The organism is Ruoffia sp. FAM 24228, assembly GCF_045528575.1.
Classification (GTDB): domain Bacteria; phylum Bacillota; class Bacilli; order Lactobacillales; family Aerococcaceae; genus Ruoffia; species Ruoffia halotolerans.
Window position 1 is genome coordinate 1 of record NZ_JBGQQZ010000055.1, and the last position, 17243, is coordinate 17243.

The 17243-nt window shown below is 34.0% G+C and carries 12 protein-coding genes; 2 read left to right on the top strand and 10 right to left on the bottom strand.

The window, feature by feature from the left end; genetic code table 11:
• Nucleotides 1-160 precede the first annotated feature (160 nt).
• The 4 genes from ACEN33_RS09365 to lspA all read right to left on the bottom strand — a co-directional run bounded on the left by ACEN33_RS09365 (nt 161) and on the right by lspA (nt 4030).
• Nucleotides 161-1663, bottom strand: a complete 1503-nt coding sequence (locus ACEN33_RS09365) for a pyruvate kinase (protein WP_407094133.1) — start codon at nt 1661-1663, stop codon at nt 161-163.
• A 193-nt stretch (nt 1664-1856) separates the two neighbouring features.
• Nucleotides 1857-2558 (bottom strand): DUF2786 domain-containing protein, encoded by a 702-nt coding sequence (locus ACEN33_RS09370; RefSeq protein WP_407094132.1) that lies wholly within the window; start codon nt 2556-2558, stop codon nt 1857-1859.
• A 75-nt stretch (nt 2559-2633) separates the two neighbouring features.
• Entirely contained in the window at nt 2634-3572 is a 939-nt protein-coding gene (locus tag ACEN33_RS09375) for an RluA family pseudouridine synthase (RefSeq protein WP_407090656.1), read from the bottom strand.
• Nucleotides 3572-4030 carry a signal peptidase II gene (gene lspA / locus ACEN33_RS09380; RefSeq protein ID WP_407090657.1) on the bottom strand — a complete coding sequence of 153 codons (459 nt, stop codon included), beginning with the start codon at nt 4028-4030 and terminating at the stop codon, nt 3572-3574. Before lspA ends, ACEN33_RS09375 begins: the two co-directional genes overlap by 1 nt.
• Nucleotides 4031-4171: 141 nt before the next feature.
• On the opposite strand from lspA, the gene ACEN33_RS09385 reads away from it, so the two are divergent.
• Nucleotides 4172-4804, top strand: coding sequence for a YkyA family protein (locus ACEN33_RS09385; protein WP_407090658.1), 633 nt, complete (start codon nt 4172-4174; stop codon nt 4802-4804).
• Nucleotides 4805-4837: 33 nt separating this feature from the next.
• Nucleotides 4838-6196, top strand: a complete 1359-nt coding sequence (locus tag ACEN33_RS09390; protein ID WP_407094933.1) for a putative glycoside hydrolase — start codon at nt 4838-4840, stop codon at nt 6194-6196.
• Between the two features lie 48 nt (nt 6197-6244).
• On the opposite strand, the gene addA is transcribed toward ACEN33_RS09390, so the two are convergent.
• From addA to ACEN33_RS09420, 6 genes are all read right to left on the bottom strand, one after another.
• Nucleotides 6245-10168 carry a helicase-exonuclease AddAB subunit AddA gene (gene addA / locus ACEN33_RS09395; RefSeq protein WP_407094934.1) on the bottom strand — a complete coding sequence of 1308 codons (3924 nt, stop codon included), beginning with the start codon at nt 10166-10168 and terminating at the stop codon, nt 6245-6247.
• Entirely contained in the window at nt 10158-13763 is a 3606-nt protein-coding gene (locus ACEN33_RS09400; RefSeq protein WP_407094935.1) for a PD-(D/E)XK nuclease family protein, read from the bottom strand. Before ACEN33_RS09400 ends, addA begins: the two co-directional genes overlap by 11 nt.
• Nucleotides 13764-13872: 109 nt before the next feature.
• A complete protein-coding gene (locus tag ACEN33_RS09405; RefSeq protein ID WP_407094936.1) occupies nt 13873-14232 on the bottom strand; it encodes a thioesterase family protein in 360 nt (119 codons plus the stop codon).
• A gap of 20 nt (nt 14233-14252) precedes the next feature.
• Nucleotides 14253-15485 (bottom strand): peptidase T, encoded by a 1233-nt coding sequence (gene pepT / locus ACEN33_RS09410; RefSeq protein WP_407094937.1) that lies wholly within the window; start codon nt 15483-15485, stop codon nt 14253-14255.
• Between the two features lie 12 nt (nt 15486-15497).
• Nucleotides 15498-16307 carry a Nif3-like dinuclear metal center hexameric protein gene (locus tag ACEN33_RS09415; protein WP_407094129.1) on the bottom strand — a complete coding sequence of 270 codons (810 nt, stop codon included), beginning with the start codon at nt 16305-16307 and terminating at the stop codon, nt 15498-15500.
• Nucleotides 16304-17020, bottom strand: a complete 717-nt coding sequence (locus ACEN33_RS09420; protein ID WP_407090664.1) for a tRNA (adenine(22)-N(1))-methyltransferase — start codon at nt 17018-17020, stop codon at nt 16304-16306. The genes ACEN33_RS09415 and ACEN33_RS09420 overlap by 4 nt, the downstream gene beginning before the upstream one ends.
• Between the last annotated feature and the right edge of the window lie 223 nt (nt 17021-17243).

Here is a 17243-nt window from a genome sequence, read left to right on the forward strand (position 1 = left end):
GAAGGTTCATTTAGTTAAAATCTACTTCGAGAACGCACTATTTTGTAGAAAAATTCCCAATTTTTCCAAGAACGATTAATTTATTCAAGAAACCAGCTTAAATTATAGAGGTATGAATTATTCAGGTATTATAAATTTCCGTTAATATTTAGTAAATCTATTATGGTAATTTAATCTTTGCGACATTTAATGATCTTAGTGTAGGTGTTTTCTTATATTGGTGTTCTTCCATTTTAATTAAGATGTCATTGAGCATCTGAACTGTATCTGACATATAAGAACCTTTATTTAACATAACACACTCAGAACGACTTCCTTCAGCGGCATCTGTCATTTCTGCTCTTGAAGGGATTCCTTCATCTAACATTGAAGCGAGTACTTCTGTCCCCCAAATCACAGGGGTGTCACTTGCCTCACAAATCCATAAGATTTCTTGTTGTAATTCAGCAAGTCTCACATAACCACTTTCTACCGCTAAATCTCCGCGGGCAATCATGACAGATACTGGATTTCGACTTCCAGCTTTTAGAATCACTTCTGGTAAATTATTCATTGCTTGAACTGTTTCAATTTTTAAAGTTAATGGGATATCATTCAATGGTCGATTCGTTTTTTCAATTTCTGCTTGAATTTCTTCAATATCATCCGTAGTTCGAATGAATGAACAACCAATCATATCCGCATGTTCAACGGCAAAGTGAATCGCTTTTCGGTCTTCATCAGTTAGGACATCGATATCAAACTCTGTTTTAGGGAAATTAAGGCCTTTCTCAGCCTTTATTCTAACAGAGCCACCTCTGACTCTCTTTACTAGTAGTAAAGCTTCTGACTCCCCAATCTTTTTCACTTCAAGCTCAATGGACCCATCATCAATCAAAATCAGATCATCAATTGATAATTGCTCAAAAATTTGAGGTATACTGCAACCGATAGTCACTTTAATATCGTCATCAAGAGCTGGTAAATTTACATAATCTTTAGTCATACGAACTAAATCACCTGCTTTTACTTTGGGTTTCTTAAATTTTGTAAAGACCCAATCTGTTCTAATTTTAGGACCGGCAATGTCGATTAATATTTTTACTTTTTTATCTAATTCTTCGGCTACTTCATGAATATTGTCTATCATGGCACTCCAAGTATCTTCATTGTCATGCGCTGCATTAATTCTAGCAACATTCATCCCACTCTCAATTAATTCTTTCAAAAGCACCTTGTCTTCAGATGCTTCTGTAGGCATTGTCACCATAATGCGTGTATTTCTTTCTCTTGGCGCATCTCCAAAAAACAATTGTGTATTCTGAGCAAGTCTGTTTCTTCCAGCTGTTGATTGTTTTGATTCAGGTTCTTCAATCTCCATATCTTTGCCAATTGTATTTCCTAAACGTCTAATAACAGACTCTAAAGTAAATAACGTTCTAGACTCTAATCTACCTAAACTTGATAGACCCCATGAAGATAAATCTGCTTGTAATGATCGGATATCTCGTCTTCTTAAAGCAAGATAAGCAAACAAATTCCTAGCACTTTCACGAAATTCGTTTCGTTCGATATATTTATCAATGGCTTTAAATTCAGTTTCAGATTCAGCTTTTATTTGTTGGTATAATTCTGTTAAATCATCATAAATTTGAGTTTGTTCTTTAATACTTGAGTATGTCATTTGTTCACCTCATAATATATTATTGTTAATGTGATTATAACAATATTCATCGATATTTGAAAACGTTACCCTTTATTATTACTACATATATATTTATAGGTATAAAATTTTATAGAAATACAAAAAACACTACAAAAATTGCAGTGCTTTAAATAACTCATCTATACATTCTCTTGAAAGTAGTGATAATAAATTATTGGTCTAAGTATTTGTTCGTTAATGACACATTTTGTCCTCTGTCATAACCATCATGATAGGCATGGCTATTTCGACTTAAATCAGGTTGTTTAAAGGCTAAAGAACCATTAATTTCTTGATTAAACTTATCTACAACATCTTGAGGAGTTTTGATAATTAAAGCAAACTTCTCATTATCATCTGCCATCTCTTCTCTTTGCTTGGCAAATTTATGGTCTAAACCATCCATAAACCCTTGATAGTAGGCTTTTCGAATTTGAGCTTGAGCAAGTGTAGAATCCTCATTATTATCTTTAATATGAATTCCTGCATAATGCTTCATTGATTCTGCAGCTAAGTAAAATACTTCGTAAGCCAATTCAATATCTTCTGGATAACCCATTAGAACAACCTTTCTTTGCACGCTCTTTTGATGAGGCAGTCGGTTACTCTGCACATAAAACATCACTCTGAAGTTTTCAGAAATGATCTTAACTAACACTTTCTCCCACCAATATAATCGCTTATATACAGAAAGGGATTTGATAATAATCTCTTGCTTTCCACCTTCATTTAACTCATCTTGAGAAATTTTATATTTAAGCATTAATTTTTGGGCCATTAATAAGGCTGTTTGACTCTCCTCGTCATTACCACCGTCTTCAGCAAGTGATAACAAATTACGTATTTTATCGAGAATTTTATCATTGATTGACACATTAATACCCCCTTGTTATGGCAATATAACTAATTTTATCATATTTTGAGATAAAATATAAATACAATGCCTAATTTAACGTAAAGTTCTTAAAACTTCTTCAAAGCGTTCTGGTAAGTCTGTTTCGAAATTCATTTCTTCCCCAGTTGTTGGATGTATAAAATGAAGCGATTGAGCATGTAAAAACTGACCATCATCAAGACGAGCGAGTTGTCCTTTCATTTGGCCCACGCCTTGGCGATATAAAGGATCACCTACAATTGGGTGGCCGATGAATTCTAAATGCACACGAATTTGATGCGTCCGTCCCGTTTTTAACTCAACTTTAACGAGTGTATTATGCGCAAAAGTTTCTAATACTTCAAAATGAGTCAGTGCGTATCTACCTGCATGATTCGTCGTAAATTTAATTCGATTACTTGGGTCACGATTAATCGGCGCTTCTATGATACCTGTAGGTGTTTCAATCACTTCATTGACCAAAGCAACATATGTCCGTCCCATCGAGTGATCTTCTAATTGTTCACTAAGTTTTTGATGGGCAAGATTGTTTTTGGCTATAACGATTAAACCTGATGTATCTTTATCAATTCTATGAACTATCCCTGGACGGATAGTATCTTCATTATTAGATAAATTATCATCTAAGTAATGCACTAGAGCATTCACTAAAGTTCCACTTTGATGCCCTTTTGATGGATGAACAACCATATCAATGGGTTTATTAATAACTAAAACATCTTCATCTTCATAAATAATATCTAATGGAATATCTTCTGGTAAGATAGCCATTTGTTCTTCTTCAGGAATTTCAACGTTAATTACTTCACTCCCATTTAATTTGTAATTTGCTTTTTGATGCACGCCATCAACAGTAATGTGCTGATTTTTTAATAATTTTTGAATGGTAGAACGGCTGTAAGTTTCTTCAGATAATAAGTCTACTAATACTTTATCTAAACGACCTACTTCGCCTTCTAATTCAAATTTTTTTGTTTCTTTAATTTTTGTCATTATAAAACATCCTCTGTATTTTCAAAAAATAATATTACGATAATAAGCAATACGACTCCGATTGTCAGTGCAGCATCCGCTACATTGAAAATCGGAAAATCTATAAACTTGAGTCTAACCATATCGATTACGTAACCTAAACGAATTCGATCGATAAAATTACCAACAGCTCCACCAAGAATTAAACCGTAACTTAAACGAGTTATAAAATGATGGTCACGATTCTTGAAGATCAAATAAATAATATAAGCAGCAGCCAACACGGTAATAATTAAAAAGAAATTCACTCGACCCGAGAACAAGCCCCAGCCAGCACCATCATTACGTAAATAGAAAAAATCGAGAACATTGGCAATTCCTTCAGCTGATTCCCCTACTTGTAAGTTTGTTACCGTCAAAAACTTGACAATTTGGTCAAAAACAATTAATAATATTGCAACGAAAAAAGATAAAAACATAGATACTCCTTGCCTTTAGGTTCTAAATATTTAATAATATTTGAATTGCTAATAGTGTTATTATATACTAATCTAAGTAAAAATTAAATTTATTATTTTTTAAACAATTTAAATCATTTTTAAGGAGTGTCTATGAAACATTTGAATAAAATTGTAATACTCTTAATAACAACACTATTTATTGCTGGTTGTGATAACTCAGTAGAAAGAGCTGATAAAACAGTCAGTCTCGTTCAGGAGAACGTTACAAGTATTGTTAATGAGTTAACAGAAATACAACTTGCTGAAGGAAACCTACAAGCAGAATTTGAAAGTACCATTGCTAACGCTGGAGATGATCTTACTTATTTTGCTAGTGATGATTCACCCATCCAACAAAATATTCGACGCCGTAAAGAACACTTGACTAAATTAGAAGAAGTTCGTGGTGAATTGGATACAATGATTGAGGAATTTTCTAATCAAGCTGATAATAGTCCGCTTCCAACTGAACAAGTGACAAATCAAATTACTCAGTTACAGGAATTGTCTCAAGAAATCGTTACTTACATATCTGATTATCGAGATACCATTGAAACGGAATCAATCGTATACAAATCGATTGCAAATCCAGAAACAGATTACTCATCTTTCTTTGCTGTATTTGATAGTGTGTCAAAGTTACATACAACCAATCAAATTAATTTAGAGCGTATCTTAGGGTACTTTGAACCTATCAATGCGCAATTAATTAATTTTAAAGTATATTTAGCTAATTTACAAGAATCGAATTAGAAATTTGTAATAAAGACAAGAGGAGTTTTTAATATGTCCAACTTAAAAAACAAAAAAGTCAACTCTTATACTAAAGTATTTGCCTTGCTATTGCTTTCAGTATTCGTCTTGGCCAGTTGTCAGCAGTCAAATAATGCTGAACAAGAAGAACCGCAGTATTTTACACTGCCAGAAGTAACTCCAAAGTATGACAGTGAGACAATCACTGAATTCAATAACCGAGTGGCTACAAATGATACGAACCGCTATGAAGGTTTAGTTATACCTGATGAGCCATTGTTATCTCAACCCGAACAATTACCTTCTGCCCTTTTCTATGATAGTGGAATTTCTATTCCTTATCCTGAAGACGGAGTTAAGGGAGTTTACTTAACGGCTGAGAATGTTGCCAATGAAGAATACTTTAACTACATTATCGATTACATCAATGAAACAGAATTAAATGCTGTAGTGATTGACTTCAAAGATGATTGGGGTAACGTCATTCCACCTATTGAAACTGACAATGAGTATGTTCAACAAAACGTAATAGGATCTGTAGACTACGCTGAAGTCTTACGTGTCCTAGAAGAGAATGAAATTTATCCAATTGCTCGTATCACAACTTTTAAAGATAATCTATTAGCCGAGGCGCGTCCAGACTTATCATTTAAAGATTCTGCCACAGGTGAAATTTGGTCAGATGGGAATGGTTCTAAGTTCATTAACCCGTTCAGTCAAGATGCTTGGGATTATGTCCTTACGATTGCTGAAGAAGCTGCTAAAATGGGCTTCAAAGATATTCAATTTGACTATATTCGGTTCCCTGAAGGTTTTGAAACTTTCCATACTCAATTAGAATATGAAGTGGGAGAATATTCGGTATTCGAATCAGATAATCCCGATGAACAAGGCTACGAGCGTGTCGCCGCAATTAATGACTTTTTAACTTATGCCGATAACCGACTTACGCCTTATGGTGTTGAAATTAGTGCTGATATCTTCGGATACACAGCGGTTGCTGGAGATGCTCCAGACGTTCGTGGTATTGGTCAAAACTTTACTCAAATGGCTGAACGAGTAGATGTGGTATCTTCTATGATTTACCCGTCTCACTGGACTTCAGGATTTTTTGGTTTTGATGTTCCAGACTATTATCCATATGAATTTACAAATACTTACATTCAAGAAGAATTATATGTGTTAGGTCCCGTTCAAAATGATGTTGTTTCAAGACCTTGGCTACAAGACTTCACAATGTTCATGGAATATGGTCCAACTGAAGTTCAAGGACAAATTAATGCCTTAGCTGAAAATGGCATTCATGAGTACTTACTTTGGAATGCAGCGGGTGAATATACAACCGGTGTTGATTATGCCCCTGATGTAGCGACGGCACAAGTAACTGAATAAAGATAAAAGAGCTCAACTAGTTTTGCTAGTCGAGCTCTTTTTATATTCTTAAAGTTGGTACATTGTATCAATAGGAATGGATACACCAAAATCTAATAGGACTATATATGCTTGCCTAATTGGTTTGTTGTAAGTAATTGTCAGTGCTTTTGAATACAAACTAATTTGAAATCGATATTTGTTTACAATTTGTTCAATTTGTTTTTCTTTTGTCATATTTGCGTATGGTTTATATCGATCCGTTTTATAATCATAAATAACAATATCTTCGTCAAATTCAATGAAATTATCGATAACTCCATGAATTAACAACTGATCTTCTGATAATTCTTTCATATTCTCAGCTGCAATATTATTCTCAAACAGTTTCAATGCTGGAGTTAAGTATGAAAAAGCTTGTTCCTTCTTAACCCGATCAGCATGTTCAATCGTTAACTGACCTAATTCACTTTGAATAAATGTGATGACACTGTCATAATTGATTAATTCGGCCAATTCTTTACTTATGTGTTTCGTTTCAACGAGAGATTGGCTAGTTTCAATTAAAATTTCTTTCAATTGTGTTTGATTTTTCTCTGCCAAAATCGAAAACTCTAACTGTTGTAATAAGAAGTGTGTTGCGCTCCCTATTTCGGCATAATTTGGTTTTGTCTCTAAGTTATCGATGAATTTAGGTGGTTCAAACGTATCTTCAGTATATCGAATTCCTTGAATCTTCGAAGAGTTTTCTTGTTCTTCGATTTCTTGGCTTTCAGTCGAGTTACCACTACGGTCTGAGAAATAAGCAATTTTTTCAATTCGTGGTTCTTCGTATAAGCGTTTCAATTCAGATACAGACTGATAACTTGAGGTATTCGTCGCTAGCTCATATGTGTAATTATAATTGAATAATTGCTTCATATGATTATAAACACTTTGATCACTTAAATCATTGACGTTCAAACGATCAATTTGCTTAGCTAAATTGGGTTTCTTAGAGTAATTTACTGGTATTTGATACTGAATTTGTAAATCTGCAATGCTTTGTAAATCGATAAACTCAATATTGATTTGTGATAAATTAAATTCAGCTAAATCAGAATTAGAATTGCCTTTAGCGATAGCTTGTCTAATCCAATCTAACCAACTTGATGCACTTTGTCGCTCTTGTAAAGGAACCATTAAGGTTTCATGATTACTTTTATCTTGCGTCGCTTCTTGTTTAGTATGCCACTCTTCTTCGTTTTTAATCGTTCCAACAATCATGAGCTTTTGCTCACATCTCGTTAAAGCTACGTATAATTTACGCATTTCTTCCGCTTTTAACATATTTTCCTTTTCAATCTTAAATGCTTGTTTTGTAAATGAGGCAAATTTAATGCGGTTTTCAAAATCATAGTAATCCGAACTAATCCCAAAGTGTTTTGAAGCAATATAAGATTTTGATCTTGCGTCTTGTAAATTGAATTTCTTAGCTGTATCCATTAGATATACAATTGGAAACTCTAAACCTTTACTAGCATGTACTGTCATCAATCTCACAAAATTTTGTTGTCCATCGAGTAAAACTGGCTCTGCTAAGTCATTTTGTTGTTGCATCACTTTCTCTATGTAGCGAATAAAGCCAAAGACACCTTTGTATTGGCTTTGCTCGAATTCCAATGCTTTCTCGTACAAAGCATGTAAATTTGCCTCACGTTGGACACCATTATTTAGACCTGCTACATAATCTAAGAATGAAGTTTCTTGGTAAATCGTCCATATTAAATCCACTAAGGAAATACGCTTCGATAAGGCATTCCAATGTGTCAATTGCTTGAAGAAGTTACTCAATTTCTGATGGATATCTTTATCACTCTCTTGGGTTTCTGGGTCATTTAAGTAAGCGAGGACTGCTTCATAGAATAAACCATTGGGTGAAAGAATCCGAATATTACTTAAGGCTTCATCATCTAATTGAACAAAATAGGACCGAAGTATCGCAACTAATGGAATATCTTGTAAAGGATTATCGATGAGCTTCAATAACGCTAACATTAATTGAACTTCTTGTCTTTGGAAATAATTTTCAACTTTTTGAGCATAAATCGGTACATCATAACTTTCTAAGATTCGTTGTGCAATTAAGAAAGGTTTTCGAGTTGGCGTTAAAATAACAAAATCCGAAAAAGTCACTGGCCGTTGTTTTTTCAACTTCTTATCATAGATTAAGTAACCTTCCGCTACTTTATTTCGAATATCTTGAGCGATAATATGGCTTTCAGCCTCTAATGAAGTACCCGCTAAAGCGATGTCATCACTGACGACCTCATCTACTTCTTCACTCTCTTGATTTTCTTTCTCATATAAAAGTAGTTGAATATTAAAATCTTCATGGGGCGCTTCTGGTTCAAAAGATTTATTCCCAGTAGTTAGTGATTCTGCTTTTCCATAATTCATCTCACCAAATTCTGAATCCATTACCCGTTCAAATACGAAGTTTGTAAATTGCAGTATCTCGTCTCTCGAACGGTAGTTTTTATCTAAGATAATGAGTTTATCTTCACTAGAATTTGCATAGTTTAAATAACGATTTAAAAATAAACTTGGTTCTGCCATTCTAAAACCATAAATCGATTGCTTTACGTCCCCTACCATAAATAAATTATCGTTTAATTCATCTCGAGTCTCATGTGATAAAAAGTATAAAATTTCATTCTGAATGTCATTAATATCTTGATACTCATCAATCATTATTTCTTTAAATTTATTATGATAAAAAAGCGCAGCTGAACTGACTTGTCTTTGTTCACTGTCTTTGTTCAAAGGAGCTAAAATTTCCAAAGCAAGATGCTCTAAATCATTGTAGTCAATCATGTTTATAGATGTTTTATGTTCCGCTAATCGGTCCATAAATAATTTAGCTAATTGAGATAAGTAATAAATAATGTGTCCCTGGTCTTGTTCCACTTTTTCAGTTAACTCGTATTCATAAGTAAAGATTGGCACTATATTTTTAGTGATGATATCTTTTGCTTCATCACGTAATTCTTTGAGTTCAGCAACTATTTCATAATCTTCGGAAGTTTTCTTATTTGCTTTCCATTTGCCAAATTGAATTGAACTCGCTTGTGAGAACAGATCCTCAAGTTTATCTTCTCTCGACAAACCAAATAAAAGATTTGCTTGTTGTAAATCAGCTTGAATGATTGGTTCATACTTAGAAACGCCTTCATCGGAGAGCGAATGGAGTAAACTTGTCGCTGTTTCAAGTAATTTTATGGCTTGCAGACTATTGGTTTCAAGCACGAATTTAATTGTTTGTTTATATAATAAACTGTCTTTAAATACTACAAAGTTAGCACTTGCGGTATTTGCTTCTTCTAACCATAAAGTTGGATTCGTTTGTGAGCGGGCAAATTTATAAATATCAATGATCGTATCGAATAATGCTTCATCAGAACGCACACTCCCATATCGCGCTAGAAGTGATTGATAAATTTCTGGCGTAATAGCTTCAATTTCAGAAGACGCATCATGAATTGAAGCAATCATGTCATCCCAGACATCTTGATAAATTAATTGTACTTGAGTCTGATCTGTTACTAATAAAAAATTAGGATTAAAATCAATTAAATAAAAGTAATTTTGTATGACTTCTAAACAGAATGAATGCAGCGTTTGAATATTTGCCTTAGGTAAAAGCGATAATTGGTGTGTCAATCGTCTCTGTTCCTCAGGGTTCAATGTTTCGTTCACTGCGTCCTTTAATCTGCTCTCCATTCTTTCTTTCATTTCATTCGCTGCAGCTTCAGTAAATGTTACAACTAATAGCTCATCAACATTGGCAAATCCTTGCAATATATGGTTAAAAATCCGTTCAATTAAAACTGTCGTTTTTCCTGAACCTGCGGAAGCAGAAACAAGGATATTACTCCCTTTATGTTGGATTGCTTCCCATTGTTCATCGTTAAAATTCGAATTGAGCGGTTTAGGTTCTATATTATTCATCATCTTCTTCATCTTCCCCACTTTCGTCCAATTCTAATAACATTTCTTGTATGATATTCTTTTTATTGATTGTCTTTTCCCGGTATGCTTGATAATTCTCAGTTGAATCAAACCCACTAATTACCCGGTATTCCGGTTGTAATGATGTCGTATATTGATTTTCTTTGAAGGGTTTTAATTCAATCACCCCATTTTGAATTTGATTCGCTGCTTGTTTAAATTTCATGTGAACGTATTTTAAGAGAATATCTAACTCTTCTTCTGCAAACACACGGCTAAAGGCATTGTATAGTCCACCTCTTTTAAACTTTACAGGATATACAAGACTATTATTCGTCACTTCTATACTTGAATCAATATAGGTTAATTGTTCCTCATCAACACTAACAAAACCATTGAAAGTATTCTCAGATAGTTGTAACTCTTCCATAGCTTCAAAAGTATCCGGCATTGAAGCCTCTTTAAATGCAGTGTAGGAGTGGATTAAGGGTTGGTAAAATGCGCCGAAAGCCTTTGTATCCGGATAATTGTTTAAAGCAACACTTAAATAAGTTAATACTTGTAAATCAAGCCCATAATACGTATCGACAACATTAAATTCCTTCTTACCTGACTTATAATCAACAATTTGTAAGAAAGTATCGTTTGATGTTTTAGCAATATCCACCCGATCAATCTTCCCGCTAATACTTAGTTGTCCTCCACTATTTAATGGGTAGATAAATCCTTTTAATTGATCTGGGGATGGTGAGATTCCAAAGACTGCCTCAGATTGAATTGAAGTCATCTTCGTTCGTTTCTGTTGTGCCTGGCTAAATTTTATAAATCGGAATAATTGTTCGTCCATTTGCGTTTTAATCGCATTAAACTTCGCATGACTAAACATAATATTGAATCGTTCATCTTGTTCTAGCTTTCCTTTTACTTGGTTAAATAATTGATTTAAGTTGCTCATATCAACTTGTCTTAAATCTAATTTCTTATCAATTAACAGTCGTGTAAATGAATCTAAAAAGTCATGGAAATAATCTCCCGACCGCGCATAATCTAGTTCAAATAATTTTCTCTCTTTTATCTTTAAACCATGTAATAAGAAATGGCTAAAAGGATCTTGGAAATATTGTTCAATTTTCGAAACGGATGCATTGATATCTTTACCAAATAATTGAATCGCAATTTCTGGATCGATATTCGTAGGTAACTCATTGAATTTAGCCACTACTTCAACTATAGCTTCGATGGATTGACGTGTTTCTTTCTCTGCACCATCATAGTCATTCATTACTAAAAATACTTGTTTATGCAGATCATTTAGTAAGCCTTCATCTTGAGTGAGATAATGTGATAATTGTAGTAATAAATTTTGTTCCATACTATATTTACCAAAAGTACTCGAGTGTAGATGTTCCAATTCAGATACTAGGTCATGCGTAAATATATAAGTTGGAAGTTTCAAGTATTGCACTATTTGAGAAATATATGGACTTAATTGCATACTTTGATTATTTACACTCGTAGCATAACTAACGTATATTCGTTCGGACGCATTCAGTAATAATTGATACGCTAATAATAATTCTTGACTATATTGTTGTTCATTAAGCTTCATTAAGTATTGATGTGGAAGTAAATCTTTTTGAAGTAACTCCCTTGATGCTTCATCTAATAAAGAATATGTTGGTCGATTAAGCGGTAAGGTTTTGTCATCCATACCAATATAGAAAGCAACCTTAAATGGCTGTACCTGTGGACTTTCAACACTTGTTAACGTCACTTGATCGAGTGTTGCAGGGATTATATGGTAACTTGATTCACTTAAACCAGCAATTAATAACTCGATAAATAAAGCATATGAAATAGTTTGATCTTGATAAATCTCATTAAACTCATCAAGTAAATCAACAAATACTTGCCACACTTGCTCGTCTCGACGAGAAGATTCTACTTCACCCGTATCAATGGAAATGTCGCGTTGTTTAACAAATTGATCACGAACGCCTAGATCAAGCATTAATTGATAGAGCCAAGCTCCAGCCTTTTGACCTGTCATTGGACTCTCCCAAGCTTTAAAGACTTGACTGACATCTGAAATTAGCCATTGTCTCCATTTTTCAGAAAGTTCTTTCAACGTATAACGAGGTTTCCGATCACCATTCTGAACAAATTTAGCTTCGTCTTCGAAACGCCATATGAAATTTGGTTGAATTAAACGGTAACCAAAATATCCATTAGCTAAAATAATGTTCTCAAAGTAATTCACTTCACGGTCTTTCATTTGCTCTTGTTGCTCTAGGGGTGTGTCTTTTAAAAACTCTGGAATAATTAAACCAGACTTCAAGAAACCCATCACGTCATCGTATTTCCAATTGTAAAGTTTTAAATTCAATAGGCTTTCTAGTAAAAGTACAAAAGGATGCTGATTCATCTTCGCAACATTATCTACAAAAATAGGTATATCATTCGCATCAAAATACGGTTTTGCTATCACTTGATATCTATCAAAGTCGCGTGTCATAACAACGATGTCTTGATATCGGTAACCCTCAGTAGCTACTAAATGGTGAATTTGGTTACTAACATGACGTAACTCCGTTTGAATTGTATCCGCCTGCCAAATTTCAATTGGTGGACTTAAATACTTCGTTTTCTCATCTTCTATACTCGTCCCTATTTCTTGAATATCTTTAAATAATTTCGCAGTCGTTAGTAAATCAGTTCCGATTGTATGAAGTGGCTGATTAATGTCCCAATCCGGTAACACTTTTATTTGATTGAATTGTGCTAACGCCTTTACTTGATGGTATGTATAGCGAATTGTATCCAATATCGGCTGAAACGTTTGGCTATTGGCTAGTGAATGTGTAATAGGTAATGTGAGCCATACATCACTGAAAGTGGCTGATAATTGCATTAAAAGGCTCATCTGCTGTGCATTAAAATAATAATAATGATCAATAACCGCGTAATGGTCCGCTAATTGCCCCTCACTTTTAATATAGGCTTCTAATTGTTCTAAAGTGCTATATTGTGAAACATCTAAAAGATCAATTTTCTCAATAAATTTCGTATAAATTAGTTGAATCTCGACAATTTTTTGTTGTTCTAAATTAGGTATGCCTTCACTCATATCTGAAACATCAATATGTGTATCCGTAGTTATGCGTGATAAATCTTCGGGCGTAATATTACCTTCGATAAGCTCATTAAATAATGATAATAGCTTATCAATAAAACCTTGATGATTAATTTGACCTCTTAATACAATGAGGTCATCTTTTAATTCACTAAGCAATTGTCTAATGATCATCGTTAAACCAACATCAGATATTGACTGTTTGTTAGGGCTTTGGGGGCGAATCATAAACCAGGCGAGTCGCGTGAAACTAACCACTTGTAATGACATCATCGCTGCTTCTTTCTGTCCTTTAACTTCTTCGATGGTATTTAGGACAAATGTCTCCATATCAAATTTCAAATGGTCAGGAACAATATAATAAATCGTTGCATTCGGATTCGTTTCAAGAATATGTAATAATTTTTCAATAATAACACGTTTTTTATTTACTGAAAGATCTCCGGTTATAATTTGTAATCCCATTCTTTACTCCTTTCAATAAACTATTCTGTCGCTTTAATCTCAATTAATCTAAGAAAAGACGGAAATATAACCAAAATGCCTGGTATAATTTCCGTTTCTTCAATAATTATTATAATTTTTCTAAAAATCTTTCTTTGTTTACTTTCGCTCTTATATGATCAGCCGAGGCAATTAATTTCCCATCAACCATAGCTTCAAGTGAAAGTGTCAATATAGATTTATTTTGTTCTATTATTTTAGCTGTAATGCGAACCAATTTTCCAACGGCTGTTGGTGCTAAGTGTTTCATAGAAAACTCAATTCCAACCGTTGTTTCGTCATTGTCAGAGTAATTTTGACATAATTCATAAGAAACATTTTCCATCCAGGCCATTATACTCGGTGATGATAAAACTTCTAAGCCACCTGATCCAACAGAGGCTGCTGTAACATCAGCTTGTACTGTGAATTCTTCGGTCAAAGTCTTCATTATCTAATTACCCCTTAAGATTATTTTGCGTTTAGTTCAACAATTTTAATAATGACATTTGCGGCTTTTTCCATTGTTTCTACTGAAACAAACTCGAATCGACCATGCATATTTTCTCCACCGGCGAAGATATTAGGTGTAGGTATTCCCATGAAACTAATTTTAGACCCATCAGTTCCTCCACGAATTGGATAGATTCTTGGTTGGATATCTAATGTTTCCATAGCATTTTGGGCTAATTCAACGGGTGTCATATCTTTTTCAATAATTTCACCCATATTGTAATATTGATCTTCCATCTCAAGTTCTAAGGGTTTAGATGGATAGTTATCATTAATTTTGTTCACAGCGGATTGAACGAATGCTTTACGATCTTCAAATAATTTACGATCGTGATCGCGAATAATCATTCTTAAAACGGCTTTATCCACAGAACCCTCAACGTCAGAAATATGGTAAAACCCTTCTCGGTCTTCTGTGTGTTCTGGCACTTCAAGTTCTGGGAATTCATTCATAAATTCCTTCATAACTGTAACTGCATTCAGCATCTTACCTTTGGCAGTACCCGGGTGGATGTTTTTACCAGTAATTGTAACGGTTGCGCCCGCAGCATTAAAACTTTCATATTCTAATTCACCTTCAGGACCACCATCCATTGTATAGGCAAAATCAACATCAAAACCTTCAGCATCAAAGTGATCAGCCCCACGACCAATCTCTTCATCTGGTCCAAATGCAACACGCACTTTACCATGTTCAATTTCTGGATGGTTCACTAGATATTCAACAGCTGTAATTATTTCAGCGATCCCTGCTTTATCATCCGCACCAAGTAAAGTCGTTCCATCTGTTGTAATTAGTGTTTCTCCAATGTAATTATTTAAGTTTGGAAAATCAACCGGATCCATGACGATACCTTCATCGGTGTTTAAAGTGATTGCGAGTCCATCATAATTTTCAATCACTTTTGGTTGTACGTTTACAGAATTAAAATCTGCCGTATCAACGTGAGCAATAAAACCAATTGAAGGGACCTCTTTTGACGTGTTCGCTGGTAATGTTGCTGTGACAAAGGCATTATTTGGGTTAAGTTCTACCTCATCTAAGCCAATCTCTTTTAATTCTTCAACTAATAAATTTAATAAATCAAATTGTTTCTCTGTTGAAGGAATTGTCTCACTAAATACATCTGAACGTGTATCTATCTTGGCATATCTAATTAATCTCTCTTTTGTTTTTTCAAAAATACTCATAATATCACCTTTCTATTCGTACATAAATGGATTTGTGTTTGTAGTGCTCTCAATGACTTCAATATCCCAAAAATTCTCTTGAGCTAAGTTTTTAATAACTGTAGCCATTTTCTCTTTGAATATGTGTTCAATGTAATGACCACTATCAATGGTAAGTATATCAAATTCATAAGCGTCTTGCCCTTTATGAAAAGTAATGTCACCTGTAATAAATACATCCGCTTCCTCGTCTAGAGCAGCTGATAGTGATTCAAAGGAAGACCCACCAACAATGGCGACGCGATTATATGCCTCTTTTGGTGTTCTTTCTATTAAAGTGAGATTGTTCGCATTCAATTTATCTTTGATATAAGAAATTAAGTCTTGACGAACAAAGGTATCTGGCAAATTCCCCACACGCCCTAAGCCACTTAAACCGTCTTCAGATGGCTCAAGTTCTTTAATGTCGTTAAGTTTTAAAGCATTAGCTAACCAATCGTTCATCCCATTCAATGCTTTATCTAAATTAGTATGTAAGACAAAGACATTGATGTCATTTTTAATAAGGTCAGTATACATTCTTAAATCAGCCGTTGAATTATCGAAACGTTTGATTGGGTTAAAAAGTATCGGATGGTGAACAATAATCGTATCCACACTAAGTTCCAAAGCTTCTTCCACGACTTCAGGTCTAACATCTAAGGTTGTCATTACTTTGCTAACATTGGCATCTTTATATCCAAAATGAAGTCCTACTTGATCCCATTCTTCAGCCAATTCGCTTGGATATAATTTATTCAAGTTATCCATTAATTCATTTAATCGTACCGACTGCCTATTCATTTTTCTAACACTTCCTTAATGCGTTGATATTTTTGTTCCAACTCTTCAAGTTTATCATTCTTGTCGTTTGTAGCAAGTTTAATGGAATTAATAATATACTCGGTACTTTCCAATTCACTTTTCCATTTAGAAAAGAATTCTTTGGACTGCTTTTGATAATTAATGGGTCCAAATAATAATTCCTCGTCATTTAATACTTGCTTTTCTTCATCAGATAAATGTCTAGCAACAATTATTTCATAATTATGTTTATGTTCTTGGATAATATCCTCATCGATAATATGATAATGATTCTCGATTAACCACGAACGGAGTTGCGGTTCAGCAACATTTGGTTGAAGAATTAATGTATGTCCTGATACAAGTTTATTCACACCTGCTTCAAGAATATTGCGAATCAAAATGCCCCCCATACCGCATATCGTCGCTAAGTTAATTAAATCATTTAAATTAACAACATCAAAGCCGTCTCCAAAACGGACATCAATGGAATCGTTCAATCCTTGTAGACGCACTTCTTTTTGAGCAGACTGATAGGGTCCTTGGACAACTTCTCCAGCGATGGCGTATTCAATCGCATCGTTTAATACTAGATTACACGGTAAATAAGCATGATCACTTCCAATATCTGCTAAACGTATTGGATTGTCTCCATGCTTTTCAACGAATTGAGCGACTCGATCGAGTCTTTTTGATAATGTATTTGAATTCATATTTTCCCTCTTAACTTCTTATAGATAATACTTTAATTTTATCACTAAATACCAATTTAATTAAGTAAATTATACTAGCCATATCTTTTATATTTATTGGTTCATGAATTTTTGATGTTGGTGGACCGAGGAGCCAGGTGACGCAGTCACCTTGGCTCTTTTTTTATTCCTATGTTTAAGTGTCTCTCTATGCAACGATAGTTTGTGTTGTGTTCTCATCTTT

Excerpts from the sequence above, each read along its gene's own strand:
- pepT (WP_407094937.1), bottom strand. The coding sequence starts at position 15,485 with ATGAGTATTTTTGAAAAAACAAAAGAGAGATTAATTAGATATGCCAAG.
- ACEN33_RS09365 (WP_407094133.1), bottom strand. The coding sequence starts at position 1,663 with ATGACATACTCAAGTATTAAAGAACAAACTCAAATTTATGATGATTTA.
- ACEN33_RS09405 (WP_407094936.1), bottom strand. The coding sequence starts at position 14,232 with ATGAAGACTTTGACCGAAGAATTCACAGTACAAGCTGATGTTACAGCA.
- ACEN33_RS09375 (WP_407090656.1), bottom strand. The coding sequence starts at position 3,572 with ATGACAAAAATTAAAGAAACAAAAAAATTTGAATTAGAAGGCGAAGTA.
- ACEN33_RS09420 (WP_407090664.1), bottom strand. The coding sequence starts at position 17,020 with ATGAATTCAAATACATTATCAAAAAGACTCGATCGAGTCGCTCAATTC.
- addA (WP_407094934.1), bottom strand. The coding sequence starts at position 10,168 with ATGATGAATAATATAGAACCTAAACCGCTCAATTCGAATTTTAACGAT.
- lspA (WP_407090657.1), bottom strand. The coding sequence starts at position 4,030 with ATGTTTTTATCTTTTTTCGTTGCAATATTATTAATTGTTTTTGACCAA.
- ACEN33_RS09415 (WP_407094129.1), bottom strand. The coding sequence starts at position 16,307 with ATGAATAGGCAGTCGGTACGATTAAATGAATTAATGGATAACTTGAAT.
- ACEN33_RS09390 (WP_407094933.1), top strand. The coding sequence starts at position 4,838 with ATGTCCAACTTAAAAAACAAAAAAGTCAACTCTTATACTAAAGTATTT.
- ACEN33_RS09400 (WP_407094935.1), bottom strand. The coding sequence starts at position 13,763 with ATGGGATTACAAATTATAACCGGAGATCTTTCAGTAAATAAAAAACGT.